12 protein-coding genes are annotated in these 14,896 nt (G+C 50.3%); 7 read left to right on the plus strand and 5 right to left on the minus strand.

Going from position 1 to position 14,896, the window contains the following annotated elements; genetic code table 11:
- Window positions 1–24 precede the first annotated feature (24 nt).
- The 4 genes from CGZ75_RS05490 to CGZ75_RS05505 all read left to right on the plus strand — a co-directional run bounded on the left by CGZ75_RS05490 (window position 25) and on the right by CGZ75_RS05505 (window position 5,211).
- Window positions 25–1,908, plus strand: a complete 1,884-nt coding sequence (locus CGZ75_RS05490) for an LTA synthase family protein (RefSeq protein WP_089523240.1) — start codon at window positions 25–27, stop codon at window positions 1,906–1,908.
- 25 nt (window positions 1,909–1,933) lie between these two features.
- Window positions 1,934–3,004, plus strand: coding sequence for a lactonase family protein (locus tag CGZ75_RS05495; RefSeq protein WP_089523241.1), 1,071 nt, complete (start codon window positions 1,934–1,936; stop codon window positions 3,002–3,004).
- Window positions 3,005–3,163: 159 nt separating this feature from the next.
- Entirely contained in the window at window positions 3,164–3,961 is a 798-nt protein-coding gene (locus CGZ75_RS05500; RefSeq protein ID WP_089523242.1) for an SDR family oxidoreductase, read from the plus strand.
- Between the two features lie 251 nt (window positions 3,962–4,212).
- Complete coding sequence (locus tag CGZ75_RS05505) at window positions 4,213–5,211, plus strand: phosphotransferase enzyme family protein (RefSeq protein WP_245850708.1); 999 nt, start codon at window positions 4,213–4,215, stop codon at window positions 5,209–5,211.
- Between the two features lie 260 nt (window positions 5,212–5,471).
- On the opposite strand, the gene CGZ75_RS05510 is transcribed toward CGZ75_RS05505, so the two are convergent.
- From CGZ75_RS05510 to CGZ75_RS05520, 3 genes are all read right to left on the minus strand, one after another.
- A complete protein-coding gene (locus tag CGZ75_RS05510; protein WP_089523243.1) occupies window positions 5,472–6,557 on the minus strand; it encodes a DUF3626 domain-containing protein in 1,086 nt (361 codons plus the stop codon).
- Between the two features lie 58 nt (window positions 6,558–6,615).
- Complete coding sequence (locus CGZ75_RS05515) at window positions 6,616–7,092, minus strand: GNAT family N-acetyltransferase (RefSeq protein WP_245850709.1); 477 nt, start codon at window positions 7,090–7,092, stop codon at window positions 6,616–6,618.
- A gap of 89 nt (window positions 7,093–7,181) precedes the next feature.
- Window positions 7,182–7,874, minus strand: coding sequence for a CGNR zinc finger domain-containing protein (locus tag CGZ75_RS05520; RefSeq protein WP_089523244.1), 693 nt, complete (start codon window positions 7,872–7,874; stop codon window positions 7,182–7,184).
- A 168-nt stretch (window positions 7,875–8,042) separates the two neighbouring features.
- Here CGZ75_RS05520 and CGZ75_RS05525 point away from each other — a divergent pair, with 168 nt between their 5' ends.
- Window positions 8,043–8,540 (plus strand): DinB family protein, encoded by a 498-nt coding sequence (locus CGZ75_RS05525; protein WP_089523245.1) that lies wholly within the window; start codon window positions 8,043–8,045, stop codon window positions 8,538–8,540.
- 111 nt (window positions 8,541–8,651) lie between these two features.
- Here CGZ75_RS05525 and CGZ75_RS05530 read toward each other — a convergent pair whose 3' ends face one another.
- Window positions 8,652–9,893 carry a DNA glycosylase AlkZ-like family protein gene (locus CGZ75_RS05530; protein ID WP_089523246.1) on the minus strand — a complete coding sequence of 414 codons (1,242 nt, stop codon included), beginning with the start codon at window positions 9,891–9,893 and terminating at the stop codon, window positions 8,652–8,654.
- 503 nt (window positions 9,894–10,396) lie between these two features.
- On the opposite strand from CGZ75_RS05530, the gene mmsA reads away from it, so the two are divergent.
- Window positions 10,397–11,881 carry a CoA-acylating methylmalonate-semialdehyde dehydrogenase gene (mmsA, locus tag CGZ75_RS05535; protein WP_089523247.1) on the plus strand — a complete coding sequence of 495 codons (1,485 nt, stop codon included), beginning with the start codon at window positions 10,397–10,399 and terminating at the stop codon, window positions 11,879–11,881.
- Window positions 11,882–11,915: 34 nt separating this feature from the next.
- On the plus strand, window positions 11,916–13,328 hold the full coding sequence (locus tag CGZ75_RS05540) for an aspartate aminotransferase family protein (RefSeq protein ID WP_089523248.1): 1,413 nt from the start codon (window positions 11,916–11,918) through the stop codon (window positions 13,326–13,328).
- A 22-nt stretch (window positions 13,329–13,350) separates the two neighbouring features.
- Here CGZ75_RS05540 and CGZ75_RS05545 read toward each other — a convergent pair whose 3' ends face one another.
- The gene (locus CGZ75_RS05545; protein ID WP_141136674.1) at window positions 13,351–14,703 is read right to left on the minus strand and encodes a PucR family transcriptional regulator; all 1,353 of its coding nucleotides are present in this window, start codon (window positions 14,701–14,703) and stop codon (window positions 13,351–13,353) included.
- Between the last annotated feature and the right edge of the window lie 193 nt (window positions 14,704–14,896).

Below are 14,896 nucleotides of genomic sequence, written 5' to 3' on the forward strand. Positions count from 1 at the left end.
ACTTAGAGAAAGAAGGAATTCGAGATGACTCGTCCCTTGACTTTTGGTAAGCTGCGGGAGGGGCGTAGCTTGTTTATCGGCTTTTACCTACTCATGTTATTCAAAATGGAATGGATGCGAATCGAGCTATTTGGCGGATTGATGCCGCTACCCATAATTGCAGATGCGTTGTCGCTGCTGGCATTGCTCGGATTAGTGGAGCTTCTGACCCCGCGCAGAGGCAAGGGTCCAGCCTATTGGACGTTCAATCTAATCCTCTCGCTGCTGTTTTTCGCGGTGACGCTGTATTTTAGAAACTTCGGTACTATCGCTACATATACCGCGCTTGGCGACCTGAACCAGGTGTTCGGCGTCCGCGAGAGCATCGACTCTACGATCCGTCCGCTGGATTATATCTACTTTGTAGATGTGGTATCGATTGCGCTGATGTGGTCGGTGGGGCGCTACAGGGGCAGGACGCCAGCAGGGCGCAAGAGCTTGTACAAGCCAGTAGCAGCGGCATTATTCGTTGTGGGAGCGGCTGGTTCATTATGGTTCATCTTGGATACCGGCGCGACCAAGAGTGAGCTTGCGCAGGCGGAAAGCGTAGGTTTTTTCAACTTTCAGATCGTTAACGCGATACAGACGTACGAGGAGAACAAGGAGATCGCTTCCGGCAACATTAACGAAACGATCGCAGAGATGGTGGCGCTGCAAGCGTCCTATCCTTATGACACTTCCGGTTCGGAAGCGCGACCCAATGGCTTTGGCGTAATCAAGGGAATGAATCTGCTCATGATTCAGTTGGAGGCGTTCCAGAACTTTCCGATCGGGCTCAAAGTTGGAGGTAAGGAAGTAACGCCTGTGCTTAACCAACTGGTGAAGGAAGGGTACTATGCCCCGCAATTCTTTCAACAGATTGGACAGGGTAATACATCGGATGCGGAGTTTATTGCTAACACTTCGATCTATCCAACTGGCGCGATTGCGATGAGTACGGGCTTTGGTAACCGCGAGTTGCCTAGCTTGCCGCGACTGTTGCAGGCGGAGGGATACCAGGCGCTCACCTTCCACATCAACAATGTGGGCTTTTGGGATCGCAACAAGCTGTATCCAGCGCTTAATTTCAATCGTTATTATGATAAGCCTTACTTCAAAAATGATAACTTCAACAGCTTCGGTGCTTCGGATGAAGAGCTGTATAAAACGACGGTGGACAAGCTGTCCGTACTTGCCAAGGAAGGCACGCCTTTTTATGGTAACCTGATTACGACTTCCAACCACTCTCCTTTCCGCATTCCGCAAGATAAGATCACTTTGGAGCTTCCGGATACGCTTCAGGGCACGATGGTTGGAGACTATTTGCAGTCGGTTCATTACGCAGACGCTGCGGTTGGCAAGCTGATTGAGCGCCTGAAGCAAGAAGGCATGTGGGATAATACCGCGCTAGTGCTATATGGCGACCACTTTGGTCTACCGCCGCAGGAAGCCGATCCTGAGTTTATGAAAAAAGAGCTCGGAATCAACTATAGCAATCGCATCAGCCGCTACAATATTCCGCTCATTATCCGTTTTCCGGGCCAGCAGCCCATGACCTTGCAGGGAACAGGCGGACAGCTCGATTTATTGCCAACAGTGGCTAATTTGCTTGGCATATCGCTGAAGGATGAAGGTTTTACCGCTTTTGGTCGGGATCTGCTGAATACGGATCGGAACGTCATCGGTATGCGTTATTACATGCCTACAGGTTCTTTTATTAATGACGAGATTGTATTCCAGCCGGGCAAGGGTTTTGAGGACGGAGAAGCCTACTCGCTGGATACATTAGAGCCAGTTGAGGACTTCGCGAAGTATCGGGAAGATTACGACTATATACTCGAGCTGATGGGGCTATCGGATCAATATGTGAAGCTACTGCCTAAGCGCTAGAGCCAATTAAGAGGAGGATATCAACATGAACTCATCAACGACTTATGCATTTGTAGGATCCTATGCTGAGCCGAATGGTCCTGGTCTGTATTTGTATCGCTGGAACGAGCAAGAACTTACGCTTGAGCTTCTGACCGACACGGACGGACTCAAAAATCCTACCTTCCTGAACATCGATGCGTCCGGAGGAAAGGTTTACGCTATATCCGAGGGCCAAAATAACTCCGGAGGCAAAACGGGCTTCGCCGTATCTTACCGCTTCAATGCTGCAGAAGGTGAACTGGAAAAGATCAACGAGGCTCCGACAACGGACGGACCGACCTGTCATATCGTACGTAGCCCGGATGGCAGCCGACTTATCGTCGTAAGCTATCATAACGGCATGGCCGGCTTGATGGAACTGCAAAAGGATGGCCGTATCGGCAATCGGCTGGACCAGCCGCAGCATGAAGGCCATAGCGTCAATCCCGAGCGGCAGGACCGCCCGCATCCACATTCCGCGATGTTCAGCCCGGACGGTAAGTATGTTTTTGTGCAGGATCTGGGCCTGGATCTCATTCGCACGTACAAGTTGGAAGATGACCGCATGGTTCCAGTGGCGGACAATTCCATCCATCCGGGGGCGGGCCCGCGCCATTTAGCCTTCCATCCAGGAGGTCAATATGCTTACGTCATCAACGAAGTTGACTCCTCGGTCAGTGTATTGGCTTATGATGCGGCCGCTGGCACACTTCAAGAGCTGGAGCATTGGCCGACGTTGCCAGAAGGATTTATAGGTGAAAATACATGCGCCGAAATCGCCGTGTCTACGGACGGGCGCTTTGTGTATGGCTCCAATCGCGGGCATGACAGTCTTGTCGTGTACGAGGTGTCGGAGGAAGGGCGCAAGCTGAGCACAATTCAGCATATTTCCACGGAAGGCAAACATCCTCGGCATTTTGCTCTGCTGCCTGGAGGGGGAATCCTGCTGGCTGCTAACAAAGATACGAATAATATCGCCGTATTTAAAGTGGATAAAGAGAGCGGCAAGCTGAGCTTCACCGGAAATAACCTAACTGTTTCTCAGCCGGTTTGCATACAGCCCTTTCAAGTTTGATCTATAGCTGCTTGCAATAAAAAGGCCGAAGTTGCGGATTAAATCCTACCGGATTATCCCGATTCCGATTCAGATTGAATTCCTGCGATTAAGTATCATTTAGGAACTTGCGGGCAATCCTGCTCCTGTCCAGGAATTCATGACGAGGGGATGATCCAGATGAAGCAGAAGGATACAAGCAAGCTGCTGGAAGGCAAAGTAGCGATAGTTACGGGCGGAGGCTCTGGAATCGGCAGAGCGACGGCGCTGGAATTTGCTCGTCACGGCGCTAAGGTTGGCTTTTTGGACCGGACTCCGGATGATGCAGAAAAAGTTAAGGCGGCGATCGAGCGCGACGGCGGCGAGGCCTGGGTCACATCGACAGATGTGAGTGATGCCAAAGCTGTGGAAGCTGGCATCCGTACCATAGCGGAGAAATTTGGCCGCGTCGATATTGTGTTTGCCAATGCCGGCATCAATGGTGTTTGGACGACCATTGAAGATCTGGATGTAGATGATTGGGATCAGACGCTTGGCATCAATTTACGCGGAACATTCTTGACCGTCAAATATGCGATTCCTTACCTGAAAAAACAGGGCGGCAGCGTGATTATTACGAGCTCCATCAACGGTAATCGCATCTTCAACAACACCGGAGCCAGCGCCTATAGCTCCTCCAAGGCGGGGCAGGTTGCCTTCATGAAAATGGCGGCTCTTGAGCTAGCTCAGTATAAAATTCGGGTTAACGCTGTATGCCCGGGCGCAATCGAAACCAACATCGATGAAAACACCGTCCGCACCAAGGAAGCGGAGGAGGCGGCTATACCGGTTGAATATCCGGAAGGCTCGCATCCGCTGCGCGGCAACCCCGGCAAAGCGTCTCAAGTCGCAGACCTGGTCACTTATCTCGCTTCGGACCTGTCCTCCCATGTGACAGGCACGGATATTTATATCGATGGGGCTGAATCGTTGTTGTAACGTGGTCAAGGCGTGTGCAGAAAAACCGTCGTTCCGTTTAAAAACGGGGTGGCGGTTTTTCTGCTTTTTGAGTGCTTCTTCTGGATGATGTTCGATTTGTGAGGAGAAGAGATTAGCGGTTTAAGACTAACGAATACAAAGAAAGCTACGTAGCCCAGGCAAACAACTCTTCAAATAGCCGAGTTTTATTATATAGAAAGTTTCCCTAGAATCTGAATGGAGTTTGTAGGTAAAATTGCTCGGAGGACAGTTTGACTGGAGGAGATTTTATAAATCATAACGAGGTTGTTAAAATCAGTGATGCATATTTACTTCCATTAGTATCAGAGTTGTATGGATTAGAAGGCTATGAAATCAAGCTGATTCCGGCACATGAAGGAGGGCGGAATGTCGTTTATACCTGTGAGAAAAAAGGCAAAGAAGCAAAAATACTCAGAATCTCTTTTTTACCTGACAGGAGCCGGGAAGATTTTCAAGCTGAAGTTGAATATATCAGGTATTTATTTGAGCATGGCGGAAGTGTCTCGGATGTAGTCAATTCTCTAAAGGGTAATCTGTTGGAAGAGATAGCCCATAATAATCATACCTTTTTTATCTGCCTATTTAAAAAGGCCAAAGGAAAAATGCTTGTGGAAAATCATTATCAGTATCGGCAAGGAGTACCTATTACCGAATATTTTTATAATTGCGGTAAAGTCCTGGGGAAACTACACCAATTGTCGAAAGAGTACACTCCTGTTCATCGACGGTTTAGTTTTTTTGATAAATATAATGCCGAGTATATCGAAAAACTTATACCAGACTCATTTTCTCTGCTTAAGGAGAAGCTGTTAGATCTCCTGGAAACTTTAGAAAAATTGGACAAAAACCATGAGTCTTTCGGTATGATCCATTTTGATTACAACGATGGAAATTATTCGATTGATTTTGATAACGGGCAAATAACTGTATATGATTTCGATAATTCATGTTTCGGTTGGTATATGTATGACCTGGCAGACCTCTGGTCACATGGAGTGGGCTGGATACAATTTGAACCAGACGCCGATAAACGTAAAAAGTTTATGGATGATTATTTTGAAACTGTCCTCGAAGGATACAGATCCGAGACTAGGATCGAAAATTCGATGTTGGATAAATTGCCTTTATTTTTAAGAGTAACGCTCATGGAAGGTATTATAGATACATTCGAGGTAAGCGAAACAACGGCGAAGAACCGGAGTGTGATGAGGAGCTGTCGTATCGCATAAAGTGCTTGGAAGACGATATTCCGTATAGGGGATTTTTCCACGAAATTTATTCATGTGAACAACCATTTGAATATGAGAAACGAAATAGGTTGTGCAGCAGAAATGGCTGAGGCGATTTCTCTTTACTTGCGACGGGACACGAAAGTTGAATAAACACGAAGAAACGGTAGCCAGCTGATGGCTGCCGTTTTCTCACCTTAGGGGCAGGATAATTTAGTAACATGATATGGAATGATCGAAAAAACGAATCTAGAAATTGTTCACTTGTCCATTGGCTTTCCATATCTCACTAAAACATGCCACAGTAATTTCAATTCTTGCAGAACTTCTTTGTAGGTTCCTCTTTCGCTCCAATTACTTGGATTTCGTCTCAAGTCCATAGCTGCAGAGCCAATCATAATTACATCAATAAAATCACTTTGCGAAATTCTTTTGGCTAGTGAAGGCATAGAAGGACCTCTAAAATTCAAAGGAATCTCATCAACCAGAAGTTTAAAGCCCATGTGCCAGTAAAGATCAATCGAATACTTTAAACATATCTGTTCTAAGATCCGTCCTGTATGGGTGCCCTTAAATGATGGATCGGCAACAAGTATTTTTACGTCTTCATTAAGAACAATATCACCATGAACCTGAGCTTCGATATAGTGGTTAAGATTTCGGTTTGGCTCTTTGTTTGATGGATTTTGGAATGGCTTCTCAAGATTGATGAGCATATGGTCGATTAACTTTGGAACGGTTAGATTTCTTTCACCAATGGCAAAATCACTATAGAACGCATCCCTAATGACAGCAGCCAAAACAAGATCAAATTCCTCATACGTCCCCTTTTCCTTGGGGTCTTGGTGAGAATCCAAATAAGTGTAAGTGGAGCGATGAGAGACCTCAGGGGATAAAAGGAAATAGCATGATCCAAAACGTGGAGCAGGTCCATCCGGATGTAACATGAGATTGAGTGCCCCATACTTGGGCCGTTCACTATTGGTTGAGCCATTTATTTGGTACGCTCCACCAAACATTTTATTCTCCCAAACGTCACGTTCACCACCTGAAAATGCTGATACACTTCCATTCGATAGGAAAGTTTCAAACTGGCTTTTATAAATTCCCTGCTCAAGCAGTGCTTCAGCAACGCTTTTCATGGACGGATTTAATCTATCTGGGTGAAAGTGTAGCGCAATACTTGCGTGAGATTTTAATTTAGTGATAGCATTTTCAAATGTCTTCCGCTCGATGTTGGACATTCGAAGAATCTCCCTAATTGTTTGATCCCCCTCATTTTTGTGGCTTCTTGCGTAATTTGTTATATATTCTTGAGCTAATTGCTGAGATATCGATAATTCCATGGGTAGAAGAGTCCCCTCCCTTTTATAAAATGGACTATCAGGGAAATTGCAAATAGATTTATGTATCGGTTAGCGGACCAGAAGTGCGCCTAAAGTTTGCTATCTCTAAGCCCGGAGCAACTTCTTTGCGCCCAGTCTCTATGAATCCCATGGAGAGATATAGCTGTATCGCAGGAGCATTGAGCGCTCCCGTTGAGACGAGCCAGTCCACATTCGGGTATAGCTCCAGCGTTTGGCGGAGCAAAAATCGGCCGATTCCGTTGCGGAAAAAGTCTGGATGAACGACTAAACGGTCAATTGTAAGCTCACCGGGAGATTCTTCTTCCAATGCAATTGCCCCGGCCAGTCTGCCGTCTAAACGGCAACCATAAAATATTCCATTTGAGGTAAGCAAAGCTTCATGGGTTTCATTAATTTGTGGAATTCCATCAAAGCCAATGAGACGCGCTTCTACAAGATAGGCGGCCGTCTGCAACGCGCGCAGCTCATTTGATACCGCGGAATCGGTTATAAGCAAAGGTTCCATTTTGTACATATTGATCCTCTTCTCTTTATTATATCGAAAGCGATGCATCCTATATTGGCATGGCCATAGCCTTGCTATGATTATTGCTGTTATTCTTGCTAATCCTTACTTCTATCCTCGCTCTTGCCCTTAGCGCGCTCACGAAATCGGCGAACTTTCATTAGGTTGCCGCAGCATTTGTCATCGCAGTAACGCTTCGATCGGTTGCGAGTTCCGTCATAGTACATCCATTTGCAGTCTGGATTGTCACAGATTCGAAAACGTTCCAGCTCTCCATGTGCAAGAGTCGCAGCGTAAGCGGTGGCGATGCGGGCCATTACGTTGCCCCAGCCTACGGCTTGAGATGATTCCAGCATCTGCAGTGTTCCAGCGTCCCAGACTATCCTTCTCGTAAAAGAAGGAACAGCAAGATACTTATTCAGAATTGCAAAATCATTCTGTACAAGCGGGACAGGGGGAGTTCCTCTTACGGACTCGTTGATCCGGTGTGTAAGCTCACGTAGTCCATCGCGAAAATGTTTCAGTTCATTCAACTCGTCCACAGTCGGATTACTTGTCGTAGCAATGTCCGTTGCTTTTTTGTCAACAGTCGAATTACTTGCCGTAGTATTGTCCGATGCCTGCATGTCCATTGCTGGATCATTGGCTATTGGTGAGGCTGTCAGATCGTCGCTGTAACCATGGGAGGACAAAAAGTGACTCCTCCATGAAGGAGACTCCAGACGATCCTCACTCGCACCGCTGCCTCTCCAATCATGCCAAAGGCTGTTTAAAAAATCTTTCCAGATCATAGGCGGTCCTTCCTCTTGATAGTAATGATTTCGACTGCAAGGTAACAATCTAAATGGAAAATAATAGTTACAAAATAGAAATGAAGGGGTATAATACAACGGAATCAATGTAACTAGCTAAAGGCAATTATATCGTTACCAGCAATCGCGTACAAGGAGGAATGAAGGATGAGCAGAGAAAAAACGAAGCTACTGGAGAAGGCATGGGAATATGCCTACGAAACAGAGGATTGGTCGCCTCCACTCAAAATGGCGTTGCAGGACGTAACGGAAGAACAGGCGGACTGGCGGCCGCAAGGTGCGGCAAGCAACACAATTCGAGAAACGGTCCATCACCTGATTTACTACAAAGAAAAGTTTTTGCAGAAGTCAGGCCATAAGCCGGATGGCATAACGAATACGGATACGTTCCAGGCTGCCGCAATCCGCGCCGAAAATGCGAGTTGGGACGAAACAAGAGATCGTTTGGCTGCAGCTCATGCCGGAATTGCTTCGATCATCCGTGAGTGGAGCAGCGATGAGGATTATGACAGGGAGCTTACCGAAAACTACACGGCCGGACAATGGGTATCCAGCCTTGCCAACCATGATGCTTATCATATTGGACAAATTGTTTTGCTGCGCAAGCTTCAAGGTACATGGGCGGCGACTCGTTCTTTTCAATAATAGGTAGCGTATGGCGCTCCGGCGGACAGCATGAAGCTGTTCGACCGGAGCTTTTTTGTGATTCGGAGGCAGGTATTTAATCGATGTTCAATGGAAGCAAAAACCAAGAAATCAGCTATTCACCAACTGTTCCAGTCGTGGCTCAGCAGCTAGAGCGCCTTCAGTCGGCTCAATTCGTTCACAGTCCAGATAGGCTCGGAATTGTCGGAAAGCGAGCCGAATGCTGGTCTCCAGAGATTCGGTCCAGACGAGATCAGGCTCCGGCCACCAGCCAACAATGATTCTGCTGCCGTTCGCTCCCTTCGTACGTCCCGGCTCGAAACGAGCGACAAGTTGATCCCCATGGAGGACTGGCAGTACATAATAGCCGTATTGACGTTGGACAGCTGGCTTATAAACTTCCCATGTATAGTTGAAGCCGAAAAGCTCACGAACAAGTCTGCGATCCCATAACAAGTTGTCTAAAGGAGCCAAAAAGGAGGTGCGACATGGAACGGACTCCCATCTTTTCTCCGGATCCGACGCGAACCAGCGCTCCAAATCCTCACTGCGGGCATAGTGGGGAGCGGTCAGTCCATCGGCGTCGACTACAATCAAAAGCCCTTCTTCCGCTAACCCGCGAAATATATCGCTGCGCTGGGAAGCATTCATAAAGCGAGAGCCAACCCAGGCATCGGAGGCGCGAGGATGCAATAAGCCAACTCCGCCGATTCGCCGCAGCACTCTCCAGCGTGCATGACTCCAATCATCCGTATAAGGATCTGGAGCGGCAAGAAGCTCCGGAGCAAGGTGGTTCTCCGCCAGATCATATACACGTTGATTGCGCTGTTTGCGGGCAATCACGAGCTCTCCCCATAAATACATACTTTCCATCGCGGCCTTGGACAGTCTGGCCGGCGCCCAAGCCCAGTCTAGCTTGATGTTGCTGTCCAGCTCGCGAGAGAGCAGCGGCCCACGCTCCTTCAGCGCTTGTCTGACTGTGGACGTGAAAGCCGCAATTTCTGGCAGGTTGCCATAATTTTCTTTGGCGTTATCACGTGTTCTGCGAAACATCGGCCAGTCGGAAGTAGCATAAATGCTCATCACTTTATCCAGCCCATCCACCAGTAGCCGATCCTTATATAACAACTCGTCCAACATAATCGGCCGGAAGTCTGGCAAGCGTGACTGCAACACGAGCTCGGCGTTGCGTCCTGCCGCATCAAGAGGGTCGAACTGAATGCAGCCGACCCTTCGGATATAGTCCATGATGCCTTCTTTCCCTTTGAAGGGCTGATCCGGGCCTAACCCATGATGATCCAGAAGGAAGCGACGGGCATCCCGATTGGACAGCTTTATCGTCTTAAGGGCCATGTTCAGTTGCTCCTTTCTCAATTCCAAGACTGACGGACCATTTTTACGAACAAACGTTCCTTTCTTGCATTATAACGGAAGCCTCTGGAAAAAGAAAGCGAACACATCTTTATCAAAGTTTCGTATCAGACGAACTTTAAATCAGCTCCGTTTTGGACACTGTGTCCAATCTTTTTTAGCCCATCTGTCTAATGAAATGAAAGCATCACGACATTACGATTGAATCATCAACGTTCAAAGCGGCATGGAGATGCCAAGAAAATTCAAGCTAAATGCCAAGTGAATACAAGGTAGATATGAAGTAGTCTCGTATTTAATCGAAGGACAGAGGCTGCGGCAAAAAAAGAGTCCCCTTACTAGTTGAATCGTTCCTGCTCAAGTTCAAGGAATAAAGTGGGTTCAACCGGGATTTATGTGGGCTATCCAGTGTTTGACGCCGCATAAGCTAAGGAAAGCATGTACAACTGCATTGAACCGTGAGGAGTATGAAAGGAGACGGGATAATGGCAGAGACAGCGCAAGTAAGCGAGACGACAGCTACGCCGCGCAGGCTAGCCAATTGGATCGGCGGCCGCTGGGAGGAAGCATCAGCGGAAACTAACTATGCGCCGGTGTTGAACCCAGCAACAGGCAAGATGCTTGCAGAAGTCCCGCTATCCGGCAGGGCAGAGGTGGATCTCGCTGTAGCGGCAGCTGCGAAGGCTTTTCAAGCGTGGCATAAGGTGCCTGTACCCGCTCGGGCCCGGTTGTTTTTCCGCTATCAGAGCCTGTTGGTAGAGCATCGCGATGAGTTGGCCGAGCTGCTGGCCTCCGAGAATGGCAAAAGCCTGGAGGAAGCACAAGGCGAAGTACAGCGCGGTGTGGAATGCGTCGAGTTCGCTGCCGGAGCACCAACCTTAATGATGGGCAGCCAACTCCCGGACATTGCGAATGGCCTGGAGTCTGGTATGTTCCGTTATCCACTCGGCGTCGTCTGCGGTGTCTCCCCGTTCAACTTCCCGATGATGGTGCCGTGCTGGATGTTCCCATTGGCAGTCGCTTGCGGCAATGCTTTTGTACTCAAGCCTTCAGAGCGGACGCCTCTACTTGCTTGCCGACTTGCAGAGCTTTTTCAAGAGGCGGGTATTCCTCCAGGCGTGCTTAGTCTTGTTCATGGCTCGCGGGAAGCGGTGGATGCGCTGCTTGATCATCCGGGCATCGCTGCAGTAAGCTTTGTGGGCTCGCAGCCTGCTGCGGAGGCGGTGTATCGGCGCGGTACGGCGGCCGGCAAACGAGTGCAAGCGCTTTCCGGCGCCAAAAATCACAGCATCGTGCTGCCAGATGCGGATTTGCCGGCGGCAGCACGCCAGGTTGCGGCAGCCGCTTTCGGTTCAGCGGGCCAGCGCTGCATGGCTTGCTCTGTCGTCAGCGTACAACAGGAGGTGTTGGAGCCTTTCCTCCGGTTGTTGTTAGAGCAGGCAGAAGCCATGCGGCCTGACGGAGGGGGAGGGCCTGCCGGTGTAGCGACGCCGATGATCCGCTGCGAGAGCCGGGATCGTTCGCTTGGGCTGGTTGAGGGGGCGCTGCTCCAAGGCGCAGAACTCTTCCGGGACGGGCGGCTCGATCCAGCTCCGACCGGCTGTGACTCTTTTCTGGGGCCGACAATTTTGACTGGCGTAACGGAAGAGATGGATGCCTGGCGAGAGGAGCTGTTCGCGCCGGTGTTATGCGTGGCGTCCATCGCAAGCTTGGACGAAGGCATCGCGCTCGCTAACCGCTCTCCTTTTGCCAATGGTGCTTGCCTGTACACGGACAGCGCCAAAGCGGTGCGCCGATTCCGCGAGGGAATCGACGCGGGCATGTTAGGCATTAACATCGGCGTGCCGGCTCCAATGGCTTTTTTCCCTTTTAGCGGCTACAAAAACTCGTTCTACGGAGATCTGCATGCGAATGGCAAGGATGGTGTGGAGTTCTACACTCGTAAAAAAATGGTCACTGCTCGCTATTGAAGCGGATGACTGTTAAAAAAGGAGCGATGGCTCAATGGTGCAACAGGGTACGGAGGCTTCCGGAGTGGAGCCTGGTGGAGCGGAATCTGGAGTACTGAAGTCTGATGGGCTGCTGGAGAAGGATCGGCGCCATCTATGGCATAATATGCGTCCCTATCGGGCCAACGACCGTCCGCTTGTCATCGTGGAAGCGATGGGCTCCTGGGTGACGGATCATGAGGGCAACCGTTATCTGGACGGGATGTCGGGGTTATGGTGCGTCAATGTCGGTTACGGACGCAAGGAACTAGCCGATGCAGCCGCGCGTCAGCTCCAGCGGATGCCCTATTACCCGCTTACCCAGTCACATTTGCCGGCTATTGAGCTGGCGGAAAAGCTAGGGGAATGGCTGGAAGGGGACTATGTCGTCTTTTTTGCCAATAGTGGTTCTGAGGCCAATGAAACAGCGTTCAAAATTGCCCGCCAATACCAGCAGCATATCGGAAAACCGCTGCGGTCGAAGTTCATTGCACGCTACAGAGGTTATCACGGCAGCTCGCTCGGAGCGCTTGCGGCAACCGGTCAGGCAATTCGCAAACAAGGCTACGAGCCGCTGGCAGCAGGTTTCCTGCATGTTCGTCCGCCTGACAGTTACCGCCGCCCGGAGGGCATGACTGCCGAAGCTTTTCAGCTGTTGTGCGCGAGGGAGATTGAAGAACGTATCATTTGGGAAGGCGAGGACACAGTAGCTGGCGTCATCATGGAACCGGTCATTACTGGTGGCGGTATTATCGTACCGGATCAGCTGTATGTCGATGAAGTGCGACGCATCTGCACCGAATACGGTGTTCTGTTGATTATTGACGAGGTTATTTGCGGTTTTGGTCGTTCGGGGCGAAAGTTCGGGCATCACAATTATGGTATCGCTCCTGATATTGTGACGATGGCCAAAGGACTTACAAGCGGTTATCTGCCACTAGCGTCTACCGCCGTCAAACGCGAAATTTATGAAGCTTTCCAACGAACGGGCGAATACGATCATTTGCGACATGTGAACACCTTCGGCGGTAATCCGGCTGCTTGTGCGCTGGCAATGGCTAATCTGGAAGTGATGGAAAAAGAACAGCTGCCACAGCGCGCCGCCCGCCTTGGTGAAGAGCTGCTTAACGGGCTGAAGCGCGAGCTCGCGGATCATCCTTATGTTGGCGACATTCGCGGCTTTGGCCTGCTGATCGGCATCGAGCTGGTCGAGGACCGCGACAGCCGCAAACCAGCGGCAGCCGCCATCGTGCAATCGGTCATCGACCGCTGTCGCGCTGCCGGGTTAATTATTAGTAAAAACGGCGATACGGTCGCTGGTATGAACAATGTGCTGACCACAGCACCGCCCCTGTCCTCGACGGACGAGGATATGGCGTTTCTGCTGACAGTGCTGGTGGAATCTGTTCAGTCGCTTCGGCAGAATTGACAGAATGTGGTGTGCTTAAGCGTCATCCTGGAGCTCGACTCTCGCAATTATGACTGTCCAAGGAAGACGCGTCTGTTGGACGCCGCGACGGAATCACCCGCAGCGCCCCTGGCTCAAGCAGCATGTAGGCGCGCAGCGCTACCTGAACGGCCAGCCGTTTCTCGGGATCAAGCCAAACCGGCCCGATCAATTCCTGAATTCTATCTAACCGGTAATAGAGCGATTGCCTGACGACGAACAGCCTTCGCGCCGCTTCTTGTTTGGAGCAGTCAGCATCTAGGAATACCTTAAGCGTTAGTAGCAAGTCGCCGCCTTTCAGGCGGTCTGCCAATAACAACGGACCAAGATGATCCTCGACAAAACTTTCGAGCCGATAGCTATCAAGCAGCGCGGGCAGCAACTGCAGCACGCCTAACTCGTCATAATAGAGCAGGGGGCGCACGGAGGAAGCGCTATCATTTGCAGATGGCCCGGAAGTCCGGCTCAGCTTGAGCGCCTCAGCGGCTTGCCGCCTTGCTTCGGCAGCGCGGCTGCGACTAGTGAAGCGCGAGCTTGCGCCGCTGGAGCAGCCGGGAAACATGGCCAGTACACTCTCGACAGTTTCATCGAGCCGAGTGATTCCGCTGCCGGCGGCTACCCGCTCTGACTGTGCGACGAGTGCCGTCAGCCGCTCGCCGGCTGCCTCCGCAAGGCAGAGACAGCTTTCGCGGCGAAGTCTGCGTCCGAGCTCGCTTGCCGCTTGCTCGGCTGCGGCTGCTGCCAAGCGATTGCCGGAAACGGCCGGCCATTCGGCAATGAGAATTCTCCAGCTCATCCCGTCGAGAAAGCCTAGCAGCGGCTCGGCGGACTGTTGGGCTATAAGCTCCTGGGGCGATCTGGCGCCAGCACCATAACCGCTTTCCAACAAATAACGGAGTAACCGCGAATCCGATTCCCGGCGCACCGTCTCCATAGCTTGCGCCTCTTGATTCGCTCTGCGGCGATCGAGAATGAGCGAGTGCAGCTCATGAGTAATATCCACATAGCGCACAGTGTGAGGAAACACGATAAGCGGTAACGCTTGCTCCTCGGCCAGCTTTCGCCAATGCAGCGGCAAGCTGGGGAGTTCCGGGCCAAGCTCCAAACACAGGCAGGAAACTCCGCGCTGCAGCAAGCTCGCCATGAAGCGCTCCTGCTTTTTCTCATCTGAACCGAATCCGGCTCCAGTGGTGAGCACCATTTCTCCGCCATGCAGCAGCTCGCTTACGCCGGTTATTTCAAGTACATGCACCCAGCGAATCTCACGGTCCAGTCCGGCATGTCCAGCTTCCACCCTGGCCCCTGCGAAGAGGGCTGTTGTCAGTGTTTCACGCACCGTCAGATTACGCTGTATCATCGGGTCCAAGAGGTTTGATCTCTCTTCCACACCTATGCCCCCGTTCCATGATAAGATCCTTTAATTTTAAAATTGAATGATTACGCAATCAGACCTACCTCGTCATGATGAAGTGACTTTATCTTACATCATAAAAGCTCTTATGAAAAATAAGTATTCAAATAATTCCGAAAATTAGGTATGATACGCCATG

The organism is Paenibacillus herberti (assembly GCF_002233675.1).
GTDB lineage: Bacteria > Bacillota > Bacilli > Paenibacillales > Paenibacillaceae > Paenibacillus_O > Paenibacillus_O herberti.

What these genes read in the sequence shown, in the direction of transcription:
- CGZ75_RS05490 (WP_089523240.1), top strand. Translation starts at nt 25, where the DNA reads ATGACTCGTCCCTTGACTTTTGGTAAGCTGCGGGAGGGGCGTAGCTTG.
- CGZ75_RS05495 (WP_089523241.1), top strand. Translation starts at nt 1,934, where the DNA reads ATGAACTCATCAACGACTTATGCATTTGTAGGATCCTATGCTGAGCCG.
- CGZ75_RS05500 (WP_089523242.1), top strand. Translation starts at nt 3,164, where the DNA reads ATGAAGCAGAAGGATACAAGCAAGCTGCTGGAAGGCAAAGTAGCGATA.
- CGZ75_RS05510 (WP_089523243.1), bottom strand. Translation starts at nt 6,557, where the DNA reads ATGGAATTATCGATATCTCAGCAATTAGCTCAAGAATATATAACAAAT.
- CGZ75_RS05515 (WP_245850709.1), bottom strand. Translation starts at nt 7,092, where the DNA reads ATGTACAAAATGGAACCTTTGCTTATAACCGATTCCGCGGTATCAAAT.
- CGZ75_RS05520 (WP_089523244.1), bottom strand. Translation starts at nt 7,874, where the DNA reads ATGATCTGGAAAGATTTTTTAAACAGCCTTTGGCATGATTGGAGAGGC.
- CGZ75_RS05525 (WP_089523245.1), top strand. Translation starts at nt 8,043, where the DNA reads ATGAGCAGAGAAAAAACGAAGCTACTGGAGAAGGCATGGGAATATGCC.
- CGZ75_RS05530 (WP_089523246.1), bottom strand. Translation starts at nt 9,893, where the DNA reads ATGGCCCTTAAGACGATAAAGCTGTCCAATCGGGATGCCCGTCGCTTC.
- mmsA (WP_089523247.1), top strand. Translation starts at nt 10,397, where the DNA reads ATGGCAGAGACAGCGCAAGTAAGCGAGACGACAGCTACGCCGCGCAGG.
- CGZ75_RS05540 (WP_089523248.1), top strand. Translation starts at nt 11,916, where the DNA reads ATGGTGCAACAGGGTACGGAGGCTTCCGGAGTGGAGCCTGGTGGAGCG.
- CGZ75_RS05545 (WP_141136674.1), bottom strand. Translation starts at nt 14,703, where the DNA reads ATGATACAGCGTAATCTGACGGTGCGTGAAACACTGACAACAGCCCTC.